This is a genomic window from Paraburkholderia sp. BCC1876 (assembly GCF_902833695.1).
In the GTDB taxonomy this organism is placed as follows: domain Bacteria; phylum Pseudomonadota; class Gammaproteobacteria; order Burkholderiales; family Burkholderiaceae; genus Paraburkholderia.
Window position 1 is genome coordinate 49,375 of record NZ_CADFGI010000004.1, and the last position, 22,154, is coordinate 71,528.

Sequence of the window (22,154 nt, forward strand, 5' to 3'; positions counted from 1 at the left end):
AAGCGCGCGTCATGTTCATCAGCTCTTCTTCTTGGTCGGGCGGACGTAGCCCGTCTTGCTAGTTTGTGTCTTGTCGTTCAACACCAGACTCTCGGCTTCGACGTCTTTCCACACCGTAGTGCCCGCCGCGATCGTCACGCCGCGCCCGACGCGCACCGGCGCAACCAGTTGCGTGTCCGAACCGACGAACACGTCGTCTTCGATAATAGTGCGGAATTTGTTCGCGCCGTCGTAATTGCAGGTGATGGTGCCCGCGCCGATATTCACGCGCGCGCCGATGTCCGCGTCGCCGATATACGTGAGGTGATTCGCTTTGGAGCCGCGGCCGAGCACCGCGTTCTTCACTTCGACAAAGTTGCCGACATGCGATTCATCAGCCAGCGACGCGCCGGGGCGCAGCCGTGCATACGGTCCGAGCACGACGTTCGCGCCGACTTCGGCGCCTTCGATATGCGTGAAGGCATCGACACGCGTACCGGCGCCGATCGTCGCATTGCGGATCACGCAGTTTGGCCCGATGGTGACGTTATCGGCCAGCGTGACGCGGCCTTCGAATACGCAGTTCACGTCGATCGAAACGTCGCGGCCGCATTCGAGCGTGCCACGCACGTCCAGACGCGCCGGGTCGGCCAGCGTCACGCCCGCCACCAGCAACGCCTCCGCCAGTTCGCCCTGATAGATTCGTTCGAGTTCGGCAAGCTGCTGCTTGCTGTTCACGCCGAGCGTTTCCCACTCTTCGTCCGGCTGCGTGGTCACGACTTCGAGGCCTGCCTCGATCGCCATTTCGACCGCGTCGGTCAGATAGAACTCGCCTTGTGAATTGTCGTTTTTCAAGGCCGCCAACCAGCCGGCGAGCCGCGCGGTCGGCGCCACGATAATGCCCGTGTTGATTTCGGCGATCTTGAGTTGCTCGGGCGATGCGTCTTTCTGCTCGACGATGCGCGATACCTTGCCGTGCGCGTCACGCACGATGCGGCCGTAGCCGCTCGGGTCAGCAAGCGTGACGGTCAGCACGCCGTAGCCGCCCTCGCCCGCACGGTCGGTCAGCGCGCGCAACGTGCTGGCGCGCGTGAGCGGCACGTCGCCGTAAAGCACCAGCGTGGGCGCGCTCGGGTCGAGCAGCGGCAATGCCTGCTGCACCGCGTGGCCCGTGCCGAGTTGTTGTTCCTGAACGGCGAACTGGACGTCCGGCGCCGCCACCGCCTGGCGCACGGCTTCGGCGCCATGACCGATCACCACCACGAGACGCGCGGGATTCAGCGCGCGTGCGGTGTCGATGACATGAGCGAGGAGTGGCCGGCCGGCCAGCGGATGCAGCACCTTGGGAAGCGCGGACCGCATGCGCTTACCGGTGCCTGCCGCCAAAATAACGATGTTCATGGCGTCGGCGAATAGACGAGTTTGGAGGCGCCGATTCTATCATGCAGCCCACCGCCGACGCCGTTGTGAAACACGCTATAACCGGCTGAAATGCCCGTAGTTCGGGCGTTTTCGTTAAAGATCGTCGAATTGAACGATCGAAATCGACTTCGATGCACCGAGCATCGCGCCGTCGTTCGAATCGGTCGAGCACGGCTCTTCGTCGAACGCAATGTCGCCTTGCGGATCGACCTCGCCGGTGGCGCGCAAGCCTGCGAACGGGAACAGCTTGCGATCCATCAAATGCGACGGCACGACGTTCGACAATGCATTGAACATATTCTCGATGCGCCCCGGGAAACGCTTCTCCCAATCGCGGACCAGCGCCTTCATTTCCGCGCGCTTCAGGTTCGGCTGGCTGCCGCACAGGGTGCACGGAATGATCGGGAATTCGCGCAACTCCGCGTATTTTTCAAGATCGGTTTCCTTCACGTAGGCGAGCGGCCGGATCACGATGTTCTTGCCGTCGTCGGATTGCAGCTTGGGCGGCATGCCCTTCAGCTTGCCGCCGTAGAACATATTCAGCAGCAGCGTTTGCAGAATGTCGTCGCGATGGTGGCCGAGCGCGATTTTAGTCGCGCCGAGCTCGCCCGCGACGCGGTACAGAATGCCGCGACGCAACCGCGAGCACAGCGAGCAGGTGGTCTTGCCCTCCGGCACCAGCCGCTTGACGATGCTGTAGGTGTCCTGGTTCTCGATGTGAAACGGAATGTCGAGTTGCTTCAGGTACTCGGGCAGCACGTGCTCCGGAAAACCTGGCTGCTTCTGGTCGAGATTCACCGCAACGATGTCGAAGTTGATCGGCGCGCGTTCGCGCAGCCGCATCAGCAACTCGAGCATTGCGTAGCTGTCTTTGCCGCCCGACAGGCACACCATCACCTTGTCGCCTTCCTCGATCATGTTGAAGTCGACGATCGCTTCGCCGACCTGGCGCGCGAGCCGCTTGAACAGCTTGTTGTTCTCGTACGCTTCTTTCTGCTCGCGGCGTGTGAGCGGCATCTTCGTCGGCGCAGCGGCTACCGTCGGGTTCAGGGTGTCGGGCGTGGCCATGACTCAATCCTCCTTGACGCGGAAGACTTCGACGCCCACCGCGTCACAGTCGGGATAGACGTCCGGTTTTTCGGTCGACACGCGCGCGGCCCGCACCAGCGGATGCTCGAGCATGGTCTTGACGAGGTCGTCGCAGAGCGTTTCCTGCAAGTGGATATGGCCTTGTTCGACGCGACGCGCGATGGTCGAGCGCATGAAGTCATAGTCGACGACTTCATTCAGCTTGTCCGCCACCGGCGTGGACAGCGCGAGCGGCACGAACAGTTCGACGTTGATCACGACGCGCTGTTCGCCGCGCTTTTCGAAGTCGTGCACGCCAATGTTGATGTGCACTTCGTAATTGCGCAGAAAGAGCCGGCGGCAATCGGCGAGCCGGGGATGCGAAAGAGCGGCAAACATGTTCGTTCCAGTCGAAAAAAGCGTGCGGAGCACGCAAAGGGCGTTTCAGGCGCCCGTCAAAAACATAACGTCGCGCGGCAGGGGCACCAGGTGCTGCCCGCCGTCGACCACCAGCGTCGTTCCGGTGACGCCCGCTGCATCGGCGAGATACAGCGCGGCGGCGACAATATCCTCGGGCCGCGACGCGCGACCCAAAGGCGTAGTACGGTGGGCGGCGGCGAAACCGTCCGGCGTTTGATCGCCCGACTGCATCGTCAGGCCGGGCGCGAGCCCGACCACCCGCACTTTCGGCGCTAAAGCCTGCGCCAGCGCGACCGTGGCTGTCTGCAACGCCGCCTTCGACAGCGTGTACGACAGGTAATCCGGATTCATGTTGTACAGCTTCTGATCCAACACATTGATCACGACACCACGCTGACTTTCGTCGCTGCGCGCGGCCTCCGGCGTGGCCTCATGGAGCATACGCGCCAGCACCAACGGCGCGCCGACGTTCATCGCGGTCAGCTTGAGCAACAACTCGTAGCCGACATTGAGCGCCGTATCTTCTTCGAAACGCGACGCGTTGTTGACGATGCACGCCGGCCGCCCCAGCGCCGCGATACAGGCGGGCAAAAGCCGTTCGACCTGCGCTTCGTCGCCCAATTCGGCCTGGAGCGCGACCGCCCGGCGTCCCAGCGCGACGATTTCGGCGACCACCTGGTCGGCTGCCTCGCGCGATTCGCCGTAATGGACCGCGACGTCCCAGCCCCGCGCGGCAAAGCCGAGCGCGAGCGCCCGCCCGATGCGGCGGGCGGCGCCGGTAATCAGCACGATTCGCGGCGCGTCAGGCGCGCGGGCAGCGGCGGTATCCAGAGAGGCGGTCATTTACAATGCGGGGATGAATCCGAAAGCTCACCAACCCGATAGTTTACCTGCTCCCGGCCCGAGCGCGCTGGCGCAGTCGGAAGCGCTGGTCGCGCAACTGCGCGCGGAGCTCGACAACGCCGGCGGCTGGCTGCCGTTCGAGCGCTACATGGAGCGCGCGTTATACGCGCCAGGGCTCGGTTATTACAGCGGCGGCGCCCGCAAATTCGGGCTACGCAGCGACGACGGCAGCGACTTCGTCACCGCGCCCGAATTGTCGCCGCTGTTCGCCACGACGCTCGCGCGTCCGCTCGCGGAAGCGCTGCAGGCGAGCGGCACGCGCGACGTGATGGAATTCGGCGCCGGCACGGGCAAACTGGCGGCGGGCTTGCTCGTCGCCCTCGAAGCGCTGGGCGCGGAATTCGACAGTTACGCGATCGTGGATTTATCGGGCGAATTGCGCGAGCGCCAACGCGAAACGATCGAAGCGGGGGCACCTTCGCTTGCCGCCAAGGTGCGCTGGCTGGACGCGTTGCCGGAGCGCTTCGAAGGCGTGGTGATCGGCAATGAAGTGCTGGACGCGATGCCGGTACGGCTATTCGCCTTCAATGCCGGCGCATGGCATGAGCGCGGTGTCGTTTCGCGCGACGGCGTGTTTGCGTTCGAGGATCGCGCGGTTTCAGCCGCCGACGACCTCAGGCTGCTGTCCGAAATCGACACCGACACCGCCAACGACGCCTACGTGACCGAAACGCACGAAGCGGCACGCGCCTTCACGCGGACCATCTGCACGATGCTCACGCGCGGCGCGGCGTTCTTTATCGACTACGGGTTCCCGCGTCACGAGTATTACCACGCGCAACGCGCGCAGGGCACGCTGATGTGCCATTACCGGCATCGCGCGCACGGCGACCCGTTTCTGTATCCGGGCTTGCAGGACATTACCGCGCACGTGGAATTCACCGGCATCGCCGAAGCGGGCTGCGAGACGGGCGCGGATCTGCTCGGCTTCACGTCGCAAGCGCGGTTTTTGTTGAACGCCGGAATCACCGAGGCGCTGTCGGAAATCGATCCGTCGGATACGAAACGGTTCTTGCCCGCGGCAAACGCGGTGCAAAAGTTGTTGTCCGAGGCCGAGATGGGTGAGCTGTTCAAGGTGATCGCGTTTTCGCGCGGTCTGGACGACACGTTGCAGGCGTTTTCGAGCGGCGACCGCTCGCATACGCTGTGATTTTTTGCCTGATCCGGCTCGGGAACGCGCAATGATCCGCTGGCTGTTGACGACGTTTGTAGCGGTGGCCGTGCTGTCGGCCTGCTGGCCGTGGCTGAGGAAAATCGGCATTGGACGCATGCCCGGCGACGTGACCTTGCGGCTGTTCGGCCGCGAGTACCCGTTTCCGTTTATGTCGACGCTGGTGCTGTCGATGGTGTTGTCGTTGCTGGCCAGGCTGTTGTAGTTACGCCTGATCAGCCCATCGCCGCTTCCACCGCCCGAATCCGCTCCTTGTGCACCGCGTCCTTGATTCCCGCGGGCGCATCGGCCAACCGCTTCGCCACCGCACCGGCATCGACACCACGCGCCGCGACGAGCGCCACTCTCAGCCGCTCGGCCTGCGGATAATCCCGCGCCTCGAAACCCAGCCGTCCACGCGCATCCGCCTCGCAAGCCTGCAACGCTTCCGCGAAGCGCGCCGGCTTGCGAATCGCGTCGCTGCGCTCGAGCAGCCTCACCAGCGCGGCCGCGCCCATTTCCATCACGCGATGAATGTTGCCGTGCTCCCGCGCCACCAGCAGCGCAAGGTCGCGGCACTCGTTCGGCACGCGCAGGCGTTCGCATAACGGCTTCAGCAGATTCACGCTGCGCTCTTCATGACCGATATGCCGAGGCAACACGTCTTCCGGCGTGGTTGCTTTGCCGAGGTCGTGCGTCAACGCGGCAAAGCGAACCGGTAGCGCGTAGCCTTGGTGCGCGGCGTGGTCGACCACCATCATCACGTGCACGCCGGTGTCCACTTCCGGGTGATAGTCGGCGCGTTGCGGCACACCGTACAGCGCGTCGACTTCCGGCAGAATCCGCGCCAGCGCGCCACACGCGCGCAGCACCTCGAACATGCGCGAAGGCTTCTTCTCCATCAAACCGCGCGACACTTCCTGCCAGACGCGTTCGGCGACCAGCGCGTCCACTTCGCCGTCGGCCACCATCTTGCGCATCAACGCCAGCGTATCCGGCTCGACCGTGAAATCCACGAACCTCGCGGCAAACCGTGCGATTCGCAAGATCCGCACGGGGTCTTCGAGAAACGCATCGCTCACATGACGGAAGAGCCGCGCCTGCAAATCCCCCTGCCCATTGAACGGGTCGATCACCGGACCGGTCAGCTCGCCGTCCGGTCGCACCTCGCGCGCCATGGCGTTGATGGTCAGGTCGCGGCGCGCCAGGTCTTCCTCCAGCGTCACGTCCGGCGCATAGAAAAACTGGAAGCCGTGATAGCCCGCCGCCGTCTTGCGCTCGGTACGCGCGAGCGCGTACTCCTCATGCGTCTGCGGATGCAGAAACACCGGAAAATCCTTACCCACCGGACGGTAACCCTGCGCAACCATCTGCTCGGGCGTCGCGCCGACCACGACGTAATCGCGGTCCTGCACCGGCACGCCTAGTAGCTCGTCACGAACCGCCCCGCCTACCACGTAGAGTTTCATGGGCATACGTCTTGATCGGGAAGAGCGTGTGTTTCGCGCAGCGAGTCGTCGATCCAGGCTTGCACGGCCGGCAGCGCGGTCACGCGGCGGGCATAGGCCAAAGCCGCTTCCGACAACGCCGGTTGCCAGGTGTTGAAGCGCATCACCACCGGCGCGTACATCGCGTCGGCAATGCTGAACTCGCCGAACAGGAAGGGGCCGCCGTAGGTGTCGAGACAGTCGCGCCACAACGCGTCGATTCGCGCGATGTCGGCCAGCGCACCCGGCGTTGCGTTCTTGCCGGGGAACGACGCGCGAATGTTCATCCACATGTTCGAGCGCAACTCGCCGAAACCCGAATGCATCTCGGCGCTCACGCTACGTGCGTGGTTGCGCACCGCCGCGTCGCGCGGCCACAGCGCGTGCTGCGGGAAGCGCTCGGCCAGCGTCTCGGCGATCGCCAGCGAATCCCACGTGATCTGTTCGTCGTCGCCGATCAGACACGGCACTTTGCCCGGTCCGCGCGGCGCATGCGCCAGGATCGCGGCCGTCGTGCCGGGTTCGCGCAAATGGATCAGCACCTCGTCGAAGGGAATGCCGAAATGCTTCAGCAGCAGCCATGGACGCATCGACCACGACGAATAATTCTTGTCACCAATGAGCAGCTTCATGCTTTCTATAACGGGAGAAAAAGTAAATTCAGCGTCCGGCGCTGGCGCGGAACGTATCGAAGCGCGAGCGCGTCGACGCGCCGGTCAGATAGACCGGTGCGATGGTTTCGATACTGGTCGGCTCGATACCGAGTTCAGGCGCCAGCGGCCCGCTCAATACATTGTCGACTTTCATCGAATCCAGATTGTCGCGCGAGATCACCGGTTCGCCGGGCGCCATTTCGAACGTCAGCGCCTGCAAACGCGCGAATGCTTCCGGCAGACGAATGATGCGCGCGTGCTTGCCGATCACGTCGCCGCAATAGGCGACGAGGTCTTCGAGCGTGTACACGGTCGGGCCGCCGAGTTCGTATGTGTGGCCGCTGGCGGCGTCCATGTCGAGCACGTTGATGATGGCTTTCGCGACGTCGTCGACATACACCGGCTGGAATTTCGCATCGGGCATGGCGAGCGGAATCACCGGAAACATCTTCTGCAGAAACGCGAACTTGTTGAGGAACTGGTCCTCCGGCCCGAACACCACGGACGGTCGGAAAATCGTCCACGCCAGGTTCGCCGCGTGCACGGCCTTCTCGCCGTCGCCCTTCGAGCGCGTGTACATACTCGGACCGTTCGAATCGGCGCCCAGCGCGCTGATGTGAATCAGGCGATGCACACCCTTGCCCTCGCAAGCCGCGACGATTTTGGTCGGCAGTTCGACATGCATGCGCGCGAACTCCGGACCATACGGTCTGCCGCGTTTGCCGTTCAGCGTGGCCACGAGATTGATCACGCAATCGGCGCCCTCGACAAAACGCGCGAGTTGAACCGGATCGAACACGTCGGCTTCGATCACGTCGATGGGTAATAGCGTGAGATGGCGGGCGTTATAGCGCCGCCGGGTGGCGATGCGCACGTCTTTGCCCATTTCAACGAGCGCATTGACGAGATGACTGCCGATAAAACCGGAACCGCCGATGATCGCAACGGCTTGATGTCGCATTTTCGACTCCCTTGGTGGAAGCCGCGGCAAGGGCTGGCGTGGCGCGCTGCCGCTCGGGTCGAACGCGGACCCGAGCGGCAGCGGCACGGCGCTTACGGTGCGATATAACCCAGACGCGCCTTCAGCGATTGCGGACGGCCTTCGAACAATGCCGCGTAGTAGACCGTGTTGGACAACACATTCTTGACGTAGTCGCGGGTTTCCTGGAACGGAATCGCCTCGGCGAAGATCGCGCCTTCCACCGGACGCTGCAACGATTGCCGCCAGTTGCGCGGCCGGCCCGGACCGGCGTTGTAGCCGGCGGTAGCGAGCACGGCGGACCCGTCGAACTGATTGTAGATCATGGACAGGTAGTTCGTGCCCAGCAGGATATTGGTGTTGATGTCGTTCATCTGCTCGCGCGAAATCGGACCGAGGCCGATCTTCTTGGCGACCAGTTGCGCGGTGCCCGGCATCAACTGCATCAAGCCGCTCGCGCCGACTTCGGAGCGTGCGTTCATGATGAAGCGCGATTCCTGGCGAATCAGCCCATAGGCCCATTCCACGTCGAGCCCGTTCGACTGCGAATCGCGCTCGACGATATCGCGGAACGGCGACAGATAACGCAACGAGAAGTCGTGCTCGCTCTTCGTGCGGTCCGCCGTGTTGACCGTGCGGTCATACAACTGAATACGGCGCGCGTATTCGGAGGCGGCGATCAGTTGCCGGTCGCTCATGTTGCGCAGCGGCCAGTTCCATTCGCGATTGCCTTCGAGCCGCAGATTCAGCGCGTAGAAACGCTGCGCCAGATCGAAGCCCGGCGTGTTGCCGGCCTGCTGGACTTCGGCGTCGGTCACCGAGGTTTTCGGCGGCACCGTGATCTTCTGGCCGAGTTCTTCCATGGCCAGTTGGCCGTAGAAATTGAAGCCCTGCGAGATCGATTCGAATTCCTGGTTGGCGGTGGCCGTGTCGCCTGCCTGCTTCAACGCGCGTGCATGCCAGTAGATCCACGAAGGCTGATTGCGCAGCGCGGCCGGCATCTGCTCGATCGACCAGCGCACCATCGTCCAGTCACCCGCCAGCAGTGCCGTGCGGGTGCGCCATTCATACGCGGGGTTCGACAGCGGCGCGTTCACCGACAGGCGATACCAGTCCACCGCGCTCGGCATCTGCTTGGCGGCAGCCTGATAAGCAATGGTGCCCCAGCCTATCGCGCGTTCGGGTGAACTGAGCGACGGCGCCACCGATGCGAACGTGGCCGCGGCCATGGCCGGATCGTTGCGCGCCATGCGCGTGATCGCCAGCAACGCCAGTTGATGCGACTGCGCATCCGGACCGACGCCGCGTGCCAGCAGCAACGGCGGTGTGCTGGTGGCCTGGCCGAACAGCACCGGATCGGGCGGCTGGTTGCTGAGCGCGTCGACGAGCTTGCTGCCGGTGGCGGTGTAGTTCTGTTCGTACGCGAGACGGATCTGCTGCCAGATGTCGTCGGTGCTGAACTGGCGGCTTACGCCCAGCGAGGTGATCAGATCGACGCAGCCGTCGCCGTACCACTTCGGATCGACCAGCAGCGCACGCGCCGCGTCGGCGACATTTTCACCGCGCGACGCACGCGATTCGAGCGCATAGCACTTCACCTGCGTGTCGTCGTTCAGGACGAAGCGCGCGTATTGCTGGTCGAAGTTGCGCCAGTCGTGACGCGCGCCGAGCACCGTCAGGTAGTCGTTACGCAGACGGTCGGCGATCGCCTGGCCGTCGTACTGCTGCAGGAAGGCCAGCACGGGCGCGTCCGGCGCGTCGACGCGGGCATGCCCGCTCGAGTCGAACAACTGCGGCTTGAGCTGGAAGTACGCCAGATAAGAAGGCGCGGGATAGTTCGGGATCATGCTCGCCAGCTGGGCTGCACGCGCCGCGTCGTTATTGCGGGCGGCCTCGCGAAGCTGGACGAAAATCTGGTCGTCGTTCGAGAGCTGCGAAATGGGAATGGGCTTGACGGCTGAGGCCGTGCTGCACGCGACGAGCGCCGCAGCGGCGAGCGCCAGACCGGCCGCGCGATATACTCGGTAAAGGCGTTTTGACATCGTTGTTTCTGGAGCGCGAATTGAACCCAAGCATAGCATGCAACCCCGTCGCCGAATCGAAAAAGGCACTGCGTCGAATGCTATTGGAAGCCAGGCTACAAGCGGCTTCCGAGCCGGCTCACAATGCCGCGCTCGGACGGCGCATGCTCGACGTGTTGAAGCGCCATGACGTGAACCGCGTGGGGTTCTACTGGCCACTCACCGGCGAGTTCGACGCGCGCGGCGCGATCGCGCTGTGGCTCGCGGCTGGCGCGCAACGCGAAGCCAGTTTGCCGGTGGTCAGGGAGCGCGGCGTGCCGCTCGAATTTCATGCATGGACGCCCGATACGCCGATGAAGCTCGGTCATCACAAGATCGCCGAACCGACTTCCGGGCAGGTGGTGATTCCCGATCTGCTGTTCGTGCCATGCGTCGGTTTCGACGCGGCAGGCTACCGGCTGGGTTATGGCGGTGGCTATTACGACCGCACGCTAGCGGCGTGGCCGGGGGCGACGCAACCGCTCACGGTCGGCGTCGCTTATGAAGCGTGTCGGACCGACGCATTGCGACGCGAAGCCCACGACATGCCGCTCGACCTGATCGTGACCGAGGCAGGGCTTTATCCGCGTCCGGTGAATTGAGCGTTCGGCCGGCGCGGCGAGAAAGGCGGGCTTCGATCTCGGGGCTCGCGTTCACTCAGTGAGTGAGTAAGGCAGTCAGACGCTGCCCCGTTCAACCACCCAGACGCTCAACGCGCAACTACAACGAAGCCGCCGCCCGCGCCGCCGTGTCGTACAAACCAGACGCGTTGCGCATCAGTTGCGCGGCCTCGCCGATCTGCTCGTTGGTCAGGCCGCTCTCCTTCAGCGTCGAAATCAGACAGCTCTCGCGGACCTCGCGATACCGCATGCACAACTCGCGGCCTGCATCGGTCGCCGAGAAGAACACTTCCTTGCCGGTCTTTTCGCTTTTTACATACCCTCTAGCTACGAGCTTTTTCAACGCGTAGGTGGCGACGTGCGTGTCTTCAATGTTCAGCACGAAGCAGATGTCCGCCAGCTTCTTGCGCCGCTCGCGATGACTGACATGGTGCAGCAGCGAAACTTCGATGGCGGTCATGTCCTTTTCTCCGGCTGCCGACATGCAACGCACCATCCACCGGTTGAATGCGTTGCCCGCCATGATCAGCGCGTATTCAAGTTCGGACAGTTCCGCGCTGCTGTCGGACACGAGGTGCTCCGACGAAACGATCTTGGTGGGATGGCGCGACATGATGACGATTCTCGGCAAACAGGATGGGAAGGTGTCGGGAGTGTACGACGAGCCATCGGTCCCGGCGAGCCTGGCAAAAACGCTTATTGAGAAATTGTTGATATTTTATTGATAATGTACGCTTCAACCATCGCGAACCCGATGCCGTTAATAGGGGCAGCAGGTCCGCCAGATGTTCGACTCCTCCGACTCGTCCTGGGCCGTTAAGCCATGAGCCAACCAAGAATCTTCCCGCTCGGCGATGCCGCGCTAGTCTGCGAAGCGCCGCCGCCCGCCACGCTGGACTGCCAGCGGCGCGTGTGGGCCGCCGCCGCAGCCGCGGGCGACTGGCCGCATGTGCTGGAAGTCGTGCCGGGCATGAACAATCTGACGCTCGTGTTCGATCCGCTCGAAGCCGACCCTGAGGCGCTCGCCGGCCAGTTGCAGGCGGCCTGGGACGCCGCGGCCGAAGCGCCGGAGGCTGGGCGTGACGTCGATATTCCGGTGCAGTACGGCGGCGAGTTCGGTCCCGATCTGCAAGCCGTGGCCAATCACACGGGTTTGAGCGTGCGCGAGGTGGTCGAACGTCATTCGAATGCCGAGTACGTGGTGTTCTTTCTGGGCTTTCAGCCGGGCTTCGCTTACATGGGCGGGCTCGACGCCGCGCTGCATACGCCGCGCCGCGCGTCGCCGCGGCTCGAAGTGCCGGCGGGCTCGGTTGGGATCGGCGGTGAACAGACCGGCATTTATCCGGCCACGTCACCCGGCGGCTGGCAGTTGATCGGCCGCACCGAGCTGCCGCTGTTCGACCCGGCGCGCCGCCCGCCCACGCTGCTGCAACCGGGCGACCGGGTGCGCTTCACCATCGCGGGGATACACACATGATCGATGTGATTCGCGCGGGTCTGCTGACCACGATTCAGGACCTCGGGCGTCATGGCTACCGGCATCTCGGTGTCGCGATGGGCGGGGCGCTCGACCGACTGTCGCTCGAAGTCGGCAACCGGCTGGTCGGCAACCGGCCCGATGCGGCCGGTCTGGAAATCACCTTTGGCCCGACCGTGCTGCGGTTTTTGCGCGCTACGCGGGTCGCTATCACCGGCACCGAATTCGGCGCGACGCTCGACGGCAAGCCGGTCTATTCCTGGTGGAGCCTGCCGGTCCAGGCCGGTCAGGAACTGGTGCTGAACACGGCCAGGCGCGGTATGCGCGGTTATGTGTGCATAGCGGGCGGTATCGACGTGCTGCCGATGCTCGGCTCGCGCAGCACCGATCTGGCCGGCCACTTCGGCGGACTCGGCGGCCGCGCGCTGCGCGACGGCGACCGCCTGCCGGTCGGCGCGCCGCCGCAGCGCGGCCATCTCGGCTTCACGCCCGAGGCGCCGGCATTCGGCGTGAAAGCGCCCTCCTGGTGCAAGTTCGTGCTGGTTCAGGAGCCGCTGCGGCGCGGCCGGCATCCGTCTGGCGTGCCGTGGGCGGTACCGATCCGTGTGCTGCGCGGGCCCGAGTACGACAACTTCACCGAAGCCGCGCACAAATCGTTCTGGTCCGATGAATGGCTCGTCACGCCGAACAGCAATCGCATGGGTTATCGCCTTGCCGGCAGCGAACTCAAACGCACGCAGAAAACCGATCTGCTGTCGCACGCGGTGCTGCCCGGCACGATTCAGGTGCCGCCAAACGGCCAGCCGATCGTGCTGATGAGCGACGCGCAAACCACCGGCGGTTATCCGAAGATCGGCGCGGTGATCCAGGCCGATCTGTGGAAACTGGCTCAGGTGCGTCTGAACGCCGCCGTCCGCTTCATTCCGACGACGCCTTACGAGGCGCGTCAGGCCTTACTGGAAGAACGCACGTATTTGCGGCAGATCGACGCCGCGATCGCGATGCATGAAGAACGCTGCGCGCGGCAGACGGCCGTCGCGGCGCTGTAAAAACGGGCGCTCCGAGTCTGGCGCTGCGAGGGACTGCCCTCGTCGCGACAAACCCGGGGTGGCCCGGCGTTGTCTTGAGCGTAGAGGAACACCATGGAAATCGATTTGAACGCCGACCTCGGCGAAGGCTGCGGGTCCGACGAAGCGCTGCTCGACCTCGTCAGTTCGGCGAACATCGCGTGCGGCTGGCATGCGGGCGGCGCCAACGCGATGCGCGACTGCGTGCGCTGGGCGGTGGAAAAAGGCGTGTCGATCGGCGCGCATCCGAGCTTTAACGATCCGGAAAACTTCGGCCGCAAAGAGATGGACCTGCCGGCCAACGACATCTACGCGGGCGTGCTGTACCAGTTGGGCGCATTGTCCGCGATCGCCCAGGCCGAAGGCGGGCGCATCGCGCACGTCAAGCCGCACGGCGCGCTGTACAACCAGGCCGCGCGCGATCCGAAGATCGCCGACGCGATCGTCTCCGCCGTGCACGATTTCGATCCGTCGGTGGCGGTGTTCGCGCTCGCCAACAGCGGACTCGTCACCGCCGCGCGCAACGCAGGGCTGATCGCCGTCGAAGAAGTGTTCGCCGACCGCGGCTATCGCGCCGACGGTTCGCTCGTGCCGCGCAAGGAGCCCGGCGCGCTGCTCGACGACGAAAACCAGGTGCTGGAACGCACGCTCGCGATGGTGCGCGAGCAACGCGTGCAAGCCGTGGACGGTCAATGGGTCCCGCTCAACGCGCAGACCATCTGCCTGCACGGAGACGGCCCGCATGCGCTCGCCTTCGCGCGACGGATTCGCGGCGCACTGGAAGACGCCGGCATCGAAGTCCACGCGGCCGGCGCGACGCGCGTCTGAGCCGCGCCGATTTACGTTGATCTGAGCCCAACCGGCGAACCGACCGGACAGCGCGCTTCAACCGTTGTGCAAAGACCGTTGTCATGCCCCAAACGCCCCGCTCCAGGCGGGGCGTTTGCCAGGCGCACGACGCATCGCATTACCCGCAGTCAATCAGTATCAGCAAAGGTAGTACCGAAGCGGTATAGGCAGGTGTAGCGCAGATGTTGTCGTTCGAAGCAACGCGGCCATGAAGAGCCGCGGCAACAAAACGGCGCGTGAATCACGACGCGCCGGCACACGTTAGCCGTCACAAGCGGCAAGGTTGAAACCCTGTTTGGAGATCCAGATGCAGACAACCGTCAGTCTATGGCCGCTCATCGGCGTGGCCGTCATCATCGTCGGCTTTTTATTACGGTTCAATCCGATGCTGATCGTGGCCGTCGCCACGATCGTCACCGGTCTGGCCGCGCACTTCCCGCCTGAAAAAATCCTGGCCGAAATCGGCACCGGCTTCATCAAAACCCGCAATATCCCGCTGATTATCTTTTTGCCGCTCGCGGTGATCGGCCTGCTCGAACGGCACGGTCTGCGTGAGCGCGCGCAAGCGTGGATCGGCGGCATCAAAGCCGCTACGGCGGGACGCCTCCTGATCGTCTATCTGCTGATCCGCGAATTGACGGCGGCGGTCGGCTTGACCGGCCTCGGCGGTCATCCGCAGATGGTGCGTCCGCTGATCGCGCCGATGGCCGAAGGCGCGACGGAAACCCGCTTCGGCAAGATCAGCGACGCGGTGCGTTTCCGGTTGCGCGCGTTCTCCGCCGCCACCGACAACGTGGGCCTGTTCTTCGGCGAGGACATCTTCGTCGCGTTCGGTGCGATCGTGCTGATGACCACCTTCCTGAAAGAGGCCGGCATTGTCGTCGAGCCGATTCACGTTGCGGTCTGGGGCATTCCCACCGCGATCTGCGCGTTTCTCGTTCACGGCTTCCGCCTTTATCTGCTCGACCGCAAACTCGAACGTGAATTGCGCGGCAATGCCGCGGCCGCCAGCGCCACGGTCGCGCCGACGCAATCCGCCGCAGGAGACAAAGCATGACGCTCACGATCAACTATCTGTTCTGGCTGTTGGGCGTGGTGCTGCTGGTGATCGGCGGCATGATCGTCACGGATAAGGAACACCCGCGCCGCTTCACCGCCGGCGGTTTCTGGATTCTCTATGCGTTGATTTTTCTGATCGGCGACAAGCTGCCGCCCGCCGTGGTGGGCGTGGCCGTGATCGTGATGGCGTTGATCGCCGGCTTCGGCGGCGTCACCGCGGGCAAGGCGAAAACACTGTCGCTCGAAGCACGCAAGGCTAGCGCCGCGCGTCTCGGCAACAAGCTGTTCATTCCCGCACTGACCATTCCGGTCGTGACCGTGATCGTCACGCTGTCGGCGAGCCATTTGATCTTCGGCGGAATGCCGCTGATCGAAAAGGCCAACGTCACGTTGATTGGCTTCGGCATTGGCTGCGTGATCGCGCTCGCGATTGCCTGCGTGCTGACGCGCGACACCGTCGGCCAGTCGATGAAAGAAGCGCGGCGCCTCGTCGATGCGTTGTCGTGGGCTGCGGTGCTGCCGCAGATGCTCGGCATGCTCGGCCTAGTGTTCTCGGACGCGGGTGTCGGCAAAGCCGTCGCGCACGTGACCATCGCTTACATCAGCCTCGACTACCGCTTTATCGCGGTGGCCGTGTACTGCATCGGCATGGCGCTGTTCACGATGGTGATGGGCAACGGCTTCGCCGCCTTCCCGGTGATGACCGGCGGCGTCGGCGTGCCGATTCTGGTGGGCGTGTTCCACGGCAACCCGGCGGTGATGGTCGCGATCGGCATGTTCAGCGGCTACTGCGGCACGCTGATGACGCCGATGGCCGCGAACTTCAACATGGTGCCGGCCGCGCTGCTGGAACTGCCGGATAAGAACGCGGTGATCAAGGTACAGATTCCGACCGCGCTGACTATGTTGGTCGTGAACATCTTCCTGCTGAATTTTCTGATGTTCCTGTAGGGCGCCTGCGTTTCAATGCGGTAGATATCGGTGCAGTGTGCGACGGATACGCATCCCAATTGGGATGCGTCCGATCGCGCCTCAACGAGGTGGAACCTAGGATGGCGGATTGCCTCCCTTCCACGGCTCGCCGACGCGTGCAATGCGCGCCGGCGGCACTCCCGAGCAGGTTTTCATGGAACAACCTTCCCACGTCGACGACGCGCGTAGCGACTCGCCGCCGTCCCATCTCGCCGCGTTGATCGACGCCGCACTCGCCGCACATCGAACGGGCCAGCCCCGCGCCGCCGAATCGCTGTACCGCCAGGCGCTGGCACTCGGTCCCGCCAATCCGCGCGTCCTGCACTACTTCGGCGTGCTGCACTATCAGCGCGGCGATCATGAAACCGCCGCACGGTTGATGAGCGAGGCACTCAGACTCGACCGCGACGACGCTGCCTGCTGGAGCAACCGCGGTCTCGTGGCCGCCGCACTCGGCCATGCCGACGAGGCGCTGATCTGCTATGACCAGGCGCTACAACGCCAACCGGATTTCGCCGACGCGCACAACAACCGCGGCGTCACGTTGCAAGCACAAGGCGCCTTCGGCGAAGCGCTCGAACACTACCGGCAGGCGCTGGCGTCGAACCCCGCGATGGTCGACGTTCATCTGAATCTCGGCACGGCGCTGGCCAGGCTCGAACGTTTCGACGAAGCGCTCGCGTGCTATCGCCACGCGCTGACGCTCGATCCGCAATCGGCCCAGGCACACTTCAACGCAGGGAACGCGCATAACGCGCTTGGACATCACGAAGCGGCCATCGCCAGCTTAGAGCAAGCATTGGCGCTGCGAGTGGACTACGTGGAAGCGCATATCAACCTGGGCAGCCTGATCGGTAAGCGCGGCGACTATGCGGGCGCCGAAGCGCACTACCGGCACGCGGTTGCGCTCAAGCCGAATCCGGTTCACCTGGTGTGCCTCGGCGGTTCGCTCGGCGCGCAGGGCCGACTGGACGAGGAGGAAGTTTTCTATCGCCGCGCGTTGGCGCTCGATCCGGATTACGCGGACGCGCATCAAAACCTCGCGTGGCTATTGCTCAAGCGTGGCGACTATAAGCAGGGCTGGGTTGTCTCTGCGCGGCGCTGGCGGCAAAGCGACTACGACGCGCTCGCGATTCCCGGCGTGCCCGAATGGCGCGGCGAGCCGCTTGCCGGACGCCATCTGCTGCTGGTCGGCGAACAGGGTTTCGGCGATCACTTCCAGTTCCTGCGCTTTGCGCGCGTGCTCGAACGGCTCGGCGCAACGGTCGACCTCCGCGTGCGCGAGCCTTTGCTGCCGCTGGCGGAGCGCACACCGGGCGTGCGCCGCGCATTCAGCGGCCAGCCCGATTCTCACTACGATTTCTGGGTCCCGATGATGAGCGTACCGTCATGCATCGGCACGGAGTTATCCACCCTACCCGCAGAGGTTCCGTATTTATTCGCGAAGCCGGAAAAGATCGACGCGTGGCGCAAGCGCATGGGTGCCGCCGGTCAGACGCTGCGCAAAGTCGGACTGGTCTGGGCCGGCAGCCCGACCTTCGGCAACGACCGCTACCGTTCGATCACGCTGACCGAACTGCACCGGCTCGGCGAGCTGGACAACGTGGCCTGGTACGCGCTGCAGAAAGGTCCCGCGCACGCGCAGTTGGCCGACGCGCCGACCGCGTTCCGCGCTCACGATTTCACCGCGGAATTGGCGAACTTCGAAGACACCGCCGCACTGATCATGAATCTCGACCTGGTGATCTCGGTGGACACGGGCGTTGCGCATCTGGCCGGTGCGCTGGGCATGCCGGTGTGGTTGCTGCTGCCCGCCAACTCCGATTGGCGCTGGCTGGAGACGCGCAGCGATTCGCCGTGGTATCCCGGCATGACGCTGTTCCGGCAGACGACGCTGGGCGATTGGGCGCCGGTGGTCGAGCAGGTGTCTGAAGCGCTACGCAACGGCCGCCATTAAAACCCACGCGACGCCCGCTCACAGCGTCTCTCAACACGCCGCCCAGCCGCGCGCGACGCGAGGTTAAGGCCGCCGACGCTGCTGCGCCATCATGTAAGCGCGCAACAACTTGTTGATGCGCGTCTGATAACCCTGCCCCTGCTCCTTGAACCAGCTCAGCACGTCCGCGTCGAGGCGCATGGTCACCGCCTGCTTCGGCGGAACATGCAGTTCGGCGCGCTCGAAGAAGTCGCCGGCCAGTTCGGGCATTTCGCTCGTATCGATCTGCTCGTCTTTGGACGATGCAAGCCGCTTCCAGTCTGTTGCCGATTTCTTTTTCATCATTTCACCTCTGCTTGTTTGCCGCGATGGCGCCGGTTTCAGTCAGTGCCAGATACGCTGCTTGTATTGCGTGACTTCGTGGCGGGTTGCCTTACGCGCTGAAATGATCCGCAGCACATTTTCGTCTCGCTCGACATACACCACCACACCCAGGACCACCGAAATACAGCCCAGCGCGATCCAGCGCTCCTCGCCGTAGTCTTCGCGCTGGTCCAGCGCCGTCAGTACCGGATGATTGAACACGTCGATCGCATCGCCAAAGTCGATGCCGTGTTTGCGGATGTTGATCTGATTCTTAATTTCGTCCCATTCAAAAAGCACGCGCCACCTGTATTGACGTTTGTACATACAGCATAGCATGCGAAGGCAGGCTACGTCAGCGTGCGCCGCGAGCATTTTGCGGCACACGTCAGCGTCGGACTGGCGGTGCGGAACCTTGTTCCTGTTCTGGCCGAACGGCCAGCCCGGCTTAGGATGCGGTGTCAATCAAGCGTGCCTCGCGCTCAGCACGCGGAGCGAATGTCAGTACGCGTCCACGATGAAACCGTGCTGCCGCAACAATTGCAACACGCCTTTGCGGCCACCCAGATGCAATGCGCCGATCGCCACGAACACCGGTTTGTTCGGTGCGGCGATCAGCAACATGCGCGACACGAAACGCCGGTTGCGTTCGTAGACGATACGGTTGTCGATCGAATCGGAGACGCGCTGGTCACGCGCGAGTTTTTCGGATTTGGCCGCCTGCCAGGCGGCGATCGCATCGGCGTCGCCGACGCGCCACAGGCGGTGCAAGGTCCGCACGTCTTCGACGTTTTCCGCGGGCGTCTGCACGAGGTCCTGCGCCAGCATCTCGCGCTGCTGCGCGAGCGAGAGCCCGGTGAATGCGCGCATCTGTTGCGGCAAGGTTTCGAGTCCGACGATCTTGCCGCGCGTGCGGATATACACGTTCTGCAATTGCGCTTCCGTGCCGTACTCGGTTTGCAGGCCGGCGCTCAATGAATCGTAGGTTTCGACCACCAGCGACGCGAGCCACGGCCGCATCTTCTTGATCGCATCCAGCGCAGCGGGATTGCCCCGCAGACGAAAGGCCAGCTTGCGCCACAACGGATCAGGCAACAGACCCGGCAGACAGTCGCGCCGGCACACGCCGTACTTCGACACGTCGTCTTGCGAGACGAGCAGTTCGTCGGGTGAGAGTTCGAGCGCCAAAGTCGGCGACGCCGCCAGAGCGCCGAGGATCGGCGCGCGGAACGGCTGTTTGGCGGGATAGTCGGCGGGGTCGCCGACATGCAGCGTGCCCAGAACATAAATGGTGGTGGTGCCGCGTGTCGCGACGTAGAACGGCATGCGCGCCGGCTGTTGACGCACCGGGCCGCTTGCCGTGGTGCCCGGCGAAGCGGGCGGCGGATTGAAACCCGGCAAGCTGGCGCGCGGCGGCGCCGGCATGCTGGGCAATGGTGCTGAGGGACGCCCGGCTTGCCCAGGCGCATTGGCGGCCGCCCCGGCCGCCTGCGCGAGCCCGATCGGCATCAAATCCGACGTCATGCCCGGCGGCAAAACCAGGCCGATGCCGAATACCGAACAGGCCAGCGCGACGCCGGTCAGCGCACGCGTCTTCCAGCGCCGCGCGAAAGCGGCACGGCGGCCGCCATCACGCGAGCGGCGCGTAAAACGACGCGCCGCCACCCCATCAGGCATCCACGTCCCCCACCTCCTCGGCGCGGTGACACGACACCTGGCGGCCATCCACTTCGCGCAGCTTCGGTTCTTCGCTGCGGCAGCGGTCGATCACATACGGGCAGCGCAGGTGAAACGTGCAACCCGACGGCGGATTCAGCGGCGACGGCATCTCACCTTGCAGCTTGATCTTGATGGTGCGATCCGCTTCGAAGATGGACGGCGTGGCCGACATCAGCGCGCGCGTGTACGGATGCCGTGGGTTCGAGAAAATCCGCTTCTTGTCGCCGAGTTCCGCGACGCCGCCGAAGTACATCACCATCACGTCGTCAGCGATATGCTCGACCACCGAGAGGTTGTGCGAGATGAACACGTAGCTGGTCTTGAACTGTTCCTGCAGATCCATGAACAGATTCAGAATCTGCGCCTGGATCGACACGTCGAGCGCCGACACGGGTTCGTCGGCAACCACGATCTGCGGGTCGAGAATCATCGCGCGGGCAATCGCCACACGCTGGCGCTGACCACCGGAGAACATATGCGGATAGCGCTTCGCGTGTTCCGGACGCAGGCCGACGGTGCGCATCATCTGCGCGATCCGTTCGGCGCGTTCGGTCGCGCTCAGTTGCGTGTTGATCGCGAGCGGTTCGCCGAGCGTCTGCTCGACGGTCTTGCGCGGATTGAGCGACGCAAACGGATTCTGGAACACCATCTGCACGCGCCGCCGCAACGCCGCGATCTTCGCGTGATCCGCGCCCGCCACGTCTTCACCGTCGATCATCAAGCGGCCCGCGCTGGGCGCTTCGATCATGGTGAGCTGGCGCGCCAGCGTCGATTTGCCGCAACCGGATTCGCCGACCACCGCCAGCGTCTTGCCGCGTTCGAGCGCGAACGACACGCCGTTGAGCGCCTTCACGGTGCCCGAGGAAAACATGCCGCGCTTGACGGAGTAGTAACGCGCGAGCTGGTCGGCAACCAGCACGTGATCGCCCGCATGGTTCGACTGGCGCCGCGTTTCGGGTACTGCGTTCATCGTGCGCCTCCATGGGTGTGAACGTTGGCGTCGCCGCTCAGGTTCAGGGGTTTGATGCAGCGCACGCGCGCCACCTCGGCATGGCCTTGCAGCGGCGCCAGCGCCGGGCGCGCCTTGGTGCAGTCGTCAGCCACGTACTTGCAGCGCGGCGCGAACAGACACCCTTTGGGCCGATCGTCACGCCCCGGCACCATGCCCGGCAACGCGGCCAGCCGCACCGCGCCGACGTTGTGCTCGGGAATCGCCGCCAGCAGTGCTTCCGTGTACGGATGATGCGGCGCGGCGAAGATATCGGGCACCTGGTTGGTTTCGATCACTTCGCCAGCGTACATGACCGCGACGCGTTGCGCGACCTCGGACACCACCGCCAGATCGTGCGAGATCAGCACCAGCGCCATGCCGCGTTCCTTCTGCAGCTTGATCAGCAGTTCCATGATCTGCGCCTGGATCGTGACGTCGAGCGCGGTGGTCGGTTCGTCGGCGATCAGCAGCTTCGGGTTGCAGGCAATCGCCATCGCAATCATCACGCGCTGGTTCATACCGCCCGACATCTGATGCGGGAACGAGCCGATGCGGCCTCTCGGGTCGGGAATGCCGACCTGATCCAGCAGTTCCAATGCGCGCTTGTCCAGCGCGCTGCCGCGCAGGCCTTCGTGCAGCTTCAGCACTTCCTTGATCTGATAGCCGACCGTGTAGCTCGGATTCAGACTGGTGAGCGCGTCCTGAAACACCATCGCGATGTCTTTGCCGATGATCTTGCGGCGTTCCTTCGCCGAGGCTTTCAGGAGATCGCGGCCGTTGAAGGTGACTTCGTCGGCGGTGACTTTGCCGGGTGCGTCGATCAGGCCCATCAGCGCCATCATCGTGACGCTCTTGCCCGAACCGGATTCGCCGACTACGCCGACGACTTCGCCCGGCGCCACGTCGAGGCTGATGCGGTCGACCGCAGGCAGCCCGTTGAAATTCACCGCCAGGTTGCGGATGGTCAATAGATTCGTCAT

The 22,154-nt window shown here is 64.1% G+C and carries 23 protein-coding genes; 9 read left to right on the forward strand and 14 right to left on the reverse strand.

Features of this window, described 5'->3' with window-relative positions; genetic code table 11:
• Positions 1-18: 18 nt before the first annotated feature.
• The 4 genes from glmU to HWY05_RS15630 form a co-directional block, all read right to left on the reverse strand.
• Complete coding sequence (gene glmU / locus HWY05_RS15615; RefSeq protein ID WP_176058893.1) at positions 19-1,380, reverse strand: bifunctional UDP-N-acetylglucosamine diphosphorylase/glucosamine-1-phosphate N-acetyltransferase GlmU; 1,362 nt, start codon at positions 1,378-1,380, stop codon at positions 19-21.
• Positions 1,381-1,494: 114 nt separating this feature from the next.
• Entirely contained in the window at positions 1,495-2,469 is a 975-nt protein-coding gene (ttcA, locus tag HWY05_RS15620; protein WP_035554608.1) for a tRNA 2-thiocytidine(32) synthetase TtcA, read from the reverse strand.
• 3 nt (positions 2,470-2,472) lie between these two features.
• Positions 2,473-2,868: a dihydroneopterin aldolase gene (locus tag HWY05_RS15625; protein ID WP_035554606.1), complete on the reverse strand. Its 396-nt coding sequence runs from the start codon at positions 2,866-2,868 to the stop codon at positions 2,473-2,475.
• 45 nt (positions 2,869-2,913) lie between these two features.
• Complete coding sequence (locus tag HWY05_RS15630; protein ID WP_035554604.1) at positions 2,914-3,732, reverse strand: SDR family oxidoreductase; 819 nt, start codon at positions 3,730-3,732, stop codon at positions 2,914-2,916.
• A 13-nt stretch (positions 3,733-3,745) separates the two neighbouring features.
• On the opposite strand from HWY05_RS15630, the gene HWY05_RS15635 reads away from it, so the two are divergent.
• Both HWY05_RS15635 and HWY05_RS15640 read left to right on the forward strand, forming a co-directional pair.
• Entirely contained in the window at positions 3,746-4,942 is a 1,197-nt protein-coding gene (locus HWY05_RS15635; RefSeq protein ID WP_176058894.1) for an SAM-dependent methyltransferase, read from the forward strand.
• 31 nt (positions 4,943-4,973) lie between these two features.
• Positions 4,974-5,168, forward strand: coding sequence for a DUF2905 domain-containing protein (locus HWY05_RS15640; protein WP_035554600.1), 195 nt, complete (start codon positions 4,974-4,976; stop codon positions 5,166-5,168).
• A gap of 10 nt (positions 5,169-5,178) precedes the next feature.
• Here the strand turns inward: HWY05_RS15640 and HWY05_RS15645 are convergent, their stop codons facing one another.
• The 4 genes from HWY05_RS15645 to HWY05_RS15660 form a co-directional block, all read right to left on the reverse strand.
• Complete coding sequence (locus HWY05_RS15645; RefSeq protein WP_176058895.1) at positions 5,179-6,411, reverse strand: multifunctional CCA addition/repair protein; 1,233 nt, start codon at positions 6,409-6,411, stop codon at positions 5,179-5,181.
• Entirely contained in the window at positions 6,408-7,061 is a 654-nt protein-coding gene (locus HWY05_RS15650) for a glutathione S-transferase family protein (protein ID WP_176058896.1), read from the reverse strand. The genes HWY05_RS15645 and HWY05_RS15650 overlap by 4 nt, the downstream gene beginning before the upstream one ends.
• Positions 7,062-7,089: 28 nt before the next feature.
• Positions 7,090-8,043 carry a complex I NDUFA9 subunit family protein gene (locus HWY05_RS15655; protein WP_035554596.1) on the reverse strand — a complete coding sequence of 318 codons (954 nt, stop codon included), beginning with the start codon at positions 8,041-8,043 and terminating at the stop codon, positions 7,090-7,092.
• A gap of 92 nt (positions 8,044-8,135) precedes the next feature.
• Complete coding sequence (locus HWY05_RS15660) at positions 8,136-10,103, reverse strand: lytic transglycosylase domain-containing protein (protein WP_035554594.1); 1,968 nt, start codon at positions 10,101-10,103, stop codon at positions 8,136-8,138.
• A gap of 77 nt (positions 10,104-10,180) precedes the next feature.
• Here HWY05_RS15660 and HWY05_RS15665 point away from each other — a divergent pair, with 77 nt between their 5' ends.
• Positions 10,181-10,723: a 5-formyltetrahydrofolate cyclo-ligase gene (locus tag HWY05_RS15665; RefSeq protein WP_244146619.1), complete on the forward strand. Its 543-nt coding sequence runs from the start codon at positions 10,181-10,183 to the stop codon at positions 10,721-10,723.
• A 118-nt stretch (positions 10,724-10,841) separates the two neighbouring features.
• Here HWY05_RS15665 and HWY05_RS15670 read toward each other — a convergent pair whose 3' ends face one another.
• Positions 10,842-11,354, reverse strand: a complete 513-nt coding sequence (locus HWY05_RS15670) for a winged helix DNA-binding protein (protein ID WP_035554587.1) — start codon at positions 11,352-11,354, stop codon at positions 10,842-10,844.
• Positions 11,355-11,564: 210 nt separating this feature from the next.
• On the opposite strand from HWY05_RS15670, the gene pxpB reads away from it, so the two are divergent.
• The 6 genes from pxpB to HWY05_RS15700 all read left to right on the forward strand — a co-directional run bounded on the left by pxpB (position 11,565) and on the right by HWY05_RS15700 (position 18,122).
• Entirely contained in the window at positions 11,565-12,218 is a 654-nt protein-coding gene (gene pxpB / locus HWY05_RS15675; protein WP_035554585.1) for a 5-oxoprolinase subunit PxpB, read from the forward strand.
• The gene (locus tag HWY05_RS15680) at positions 12,215-13,267 is read left to right on the forward strand and encodes a biotin-dependent carboxyltransferase family protein (RefSeq protein ID WP_176058897.1); all 1,053 of its coding nucleotides are present in this window, start codon (positions 12,215-12,217) and stop codon (positions 13,265-13,267) included. The genes pxpB and HWY05_RS15680 overlap by 4 nt, the downstream gene beginning before the upstream one ends.
• Before the next feature lie 93 nt (positions 13,268-13,360).
• Positions 13,361-14,113 carry a 5-oxoprolinase subunit PxpA gene (pxpA, locus tag HWY05_RS15685; protein WP_035554580.1) on the forward strand — a complete coding sequence of 251 codons (753 nt, stop codon included), beginning with the start codon at positions 13,361-13,363 and terminating at the stop codon, positions 14,111-14,113.
• Between the two features lie 328 nt (positions 14,114-14,441).
• A complete protein-coding gene (locus tag HWY05_RS15690; protein WP_035554578.1) occupies positions 14,442-15,191 on the forward strand; it encodes a DUF969 domain-containing protein in 750 nt (249 codons plus the stop codon).
• Positions 15,188-16,144: a DUF979 domain-containing protein gene (locus tag HWY05_RS15695; RefSeq protein ID WP_176058898.1), complete on the forward strand. Its 957-nt coding sequence runs from the start codon at positions 15,188-15,190 to the stop codon at positions 16,142-16,144. Before HWY05_RS15690 ends, HWY05_RS15695 begins: the two co-directional genes overlap by 4 nt.
• A 175-nt stretch (positions 16,145-16,319) precedes the next feature.
• A complete protein-coding gene (locus HWY05_RS15700; RefSeq protein ID WP_176058899.1) occupies positions 16,320-18,122 on the forward strand; it encodes a tetratricopeptide repeat-containing glycosyltransferase family protein in 1,803 nt (600 codons plus the stop codon).
• A gap of 63 nt (positions 18,123-18,185) precedes the next feature.
• Here the strand turns inward: HWY05_RS15700 and HWY05_RS15705 are convergent, their stop codons facing one another.
• The 5 genes from HWY05_RS15705 to HWY05_RS15725 form a co-directional block, all read right to left on the reverse strand.
• Entirely contained in the window at positions 18,186-18,446 is a 261-nt protein-coding gene (locus HWY05_RS15705) for a BrnA antitoxin family protein (protein WP_231584993.1), read from the reverse strand.
• 39 nt (positions 18,447-18,485) lie between these two features.
• Complete coding sequence (locus HWY05_RS15710) at positions 18,486-18,764, reverse strand: BrnT family toxin (RefSeq protein ID WP_035562588.1); 279 nt, start codon at positions 18,762-18,764, stop codon at positions 18,486-18,488.
• 201 nt (positions 18,765-18,965) lie between these two features.
• On the reverse strand, positions 18,966-20,141 hold the full coding sequence (locus tag HWY05_RS15715) for a TraB/GumN family protein (RefSeq protein WP_176058900.1): 1,176 nt from the start codon (positions 20,139-20,141) through the stop codon (positions 18,966-18,968).
• A complete protein-coding gene (locus HWY05_RS15720) occupies positions 20,134-21,153 on the reverse strand; it encodes a peptide ABC transporter ATP-binding protein (RefSeq protein ID WP_035554569.1) in 1,020 nt (339 codons plus the stop codon). Before HWY05_RS15720 ends, HWY05_RS15715 begins: the two co-directional genes overlap by 8 nt.
• Entirely contained in the window at positions 21,150-22,154 is a 1,005-nt protein-coding gene (locus HWY05_RS15725; protein WP_176058901.1) for an ABC transporter ATP-binding protein, read from the reverse strand. Before HWY05_RS15725 ends, HWY05_RS15720 begins: the two co-directional genes overlap by 4 nt.

Excerpts from the sequence above, each read along its gene's own strand:
- HWY05_RS15725 (WP_176058901.1), bottom strand. The coding sequence starts at position 22,154 with ATGACGAATCTATTGACCATCCGCAACCTGGCGGTGAATTTCAACGGG.
- HWY05_RS15690 (WP_035554578.1), top strand. The coding sequence starts at position 14,442 with ATGCAGACAACCGTCAGTCTATGGCCGCTCATCGGCGTGGCCGTCATC.
- pxpB (WP_035554585.1), top strand. The coding sequence starts at position 11,565 with ATGAGCCAACCAAGAATCTTCCCGCTCGGCGATGCCGCGCTAGTCTGC.
- HWY05_RS15645 (WP_176058895.1), bottom strand. The coding sequence starts at position 6,411 with ATGAAACTCTACGTGGTAGGCGGGGCGGTTCGTGACGAGCTACTAGGC.
- HWY05_RS15720 (WP_035554569.1), bottom strand. The coding sequence starts at position 21,153 with ATGAACGCAGTACCCGAAACGCGGCGCCAGTCGAACCATGCGGGCGAT.
- HWY05_RS15655 (WP_035554596.1), bottom strand. The coding sequence starts at position 8,043 with ATGCGACATCAAGCCGTTGCGATCATCGGCGGTTCCGGTTTTATCGGC.
- HWY05_RS15695 (WP_176058898.1), top strand. The coding sequence starts at position 15,188 with ATGACGCTCACGATCAACTATCTGTTCTGGCTGTTGGGCGTGGTGCTG.
- HWY05_RS15700 (WP_176058899.1), top strand. The coding sequence starts at position 16,320 with ATGGAACAACCTTCCCACGTCGACGACGCGCGTAGCGACTCGCCGCCG.
- HWY05_RS15635 (WP_176058894.1), top strand. The coding sequence starts at position 3,746 with ATGAATCCGAAAGCTCACCAACCCGATAGTTTACCTGCTCCCGGCCCG.
- HWY05_RS15665 (WP_244146619.1), top strand. The coding sequence starts at position 10,181 with ATGCTATTGGAAGCCAGGCTACAAGCGGCTTCCGAGCCGGCTCACAAT.
- HWY05_RS15650 (WP_176058896.1), bottom strand. The coding sequence starts at position 7,061 with ATGAAGCTGCTCATTGGTGACAAGAATTATTCGTCGTGGTCGATGCGT.
- HWY05_RS15630 (WP_035554604.1), bottom strand. The coding sequence starts at position 3,732 with ATGACCGCCTCTCTGGATACCGCCGCTGCCCGCGCGCCTGACGCGCCG.
- pxpA (WP_035554580.1), top strand. The coding sequence starts at position 13,361 with ATGGAAATCGATTTGAACGCCGACCTCGGCGAAGGCTGCGGGTCCGAC.
- HWY05_RS15680 (WP_176058897.1), top strand. The coding sequence starts at position 12,215 with ATGATCGATGTGATTCGCGCGGGTCTGCTGACCACGATTCAGGACCTC.
- HWY05_RS15660 (WP_035554594.1), bottom strand. The coding sequence starts at position 10,103 with ATGTCAAAACGCCTTTACCGAGTATATCGCGCGGCCGGTCTGGCGCTC.
- HWY05_RS15715 (WP_176058900.1), bottom strand. The coding sequence starts at position 20,141 with ATGCCTGATGGGGTGGCGGCGCGTCGTTTTACGCGCCGCTCGCGTGAT.
- glmU (WP_176058893.1), bottom strand. The coding sequence starts at position 1,380 with ATGAACATCGTTATTTTGGCGGCAGGCACCGGTAAGCGCATGCGGTCC.
- HWY05_RS15640 (WP_035554600.1), top strand. The coding sequence starts at position 4,974 with ATGATCCGCTGGCTGTTGACGACGTTTGTAGCGGTGGCCGTGCTGTCG.
- HWY05_RS15705 (WP_231584993.1), bottom strand. The coding sequence starts at position 18,446 with ATGATGAAAAAGAAATCGGCAACAGACTGGAAGCGGCTTGCATCGTCC.
- ttcA (WP_035554608.1), bottom strand. The coding sequence starts at position 2,469 with ATGGCCACGCCCGACACCCTGAACCCGACGGTAGCCGCTGCGCCGACG.
- HWY05_RS15670 (WP_035554587.1), bottom strand. The coding sequence starts at position 11,354 with ATGTCGCGCCATCCCACCAAGATCGTTTCGTCGGAGCACCTCGTGTCC.
- HWY05_RS15625 (WP_035554606.1), bottom strand. The coding sequence starts at position 2,868 with ATGTTTGCCGCTCTTTCGCATCCCCGGCTCGCCGATTGCCGCCGGCTC.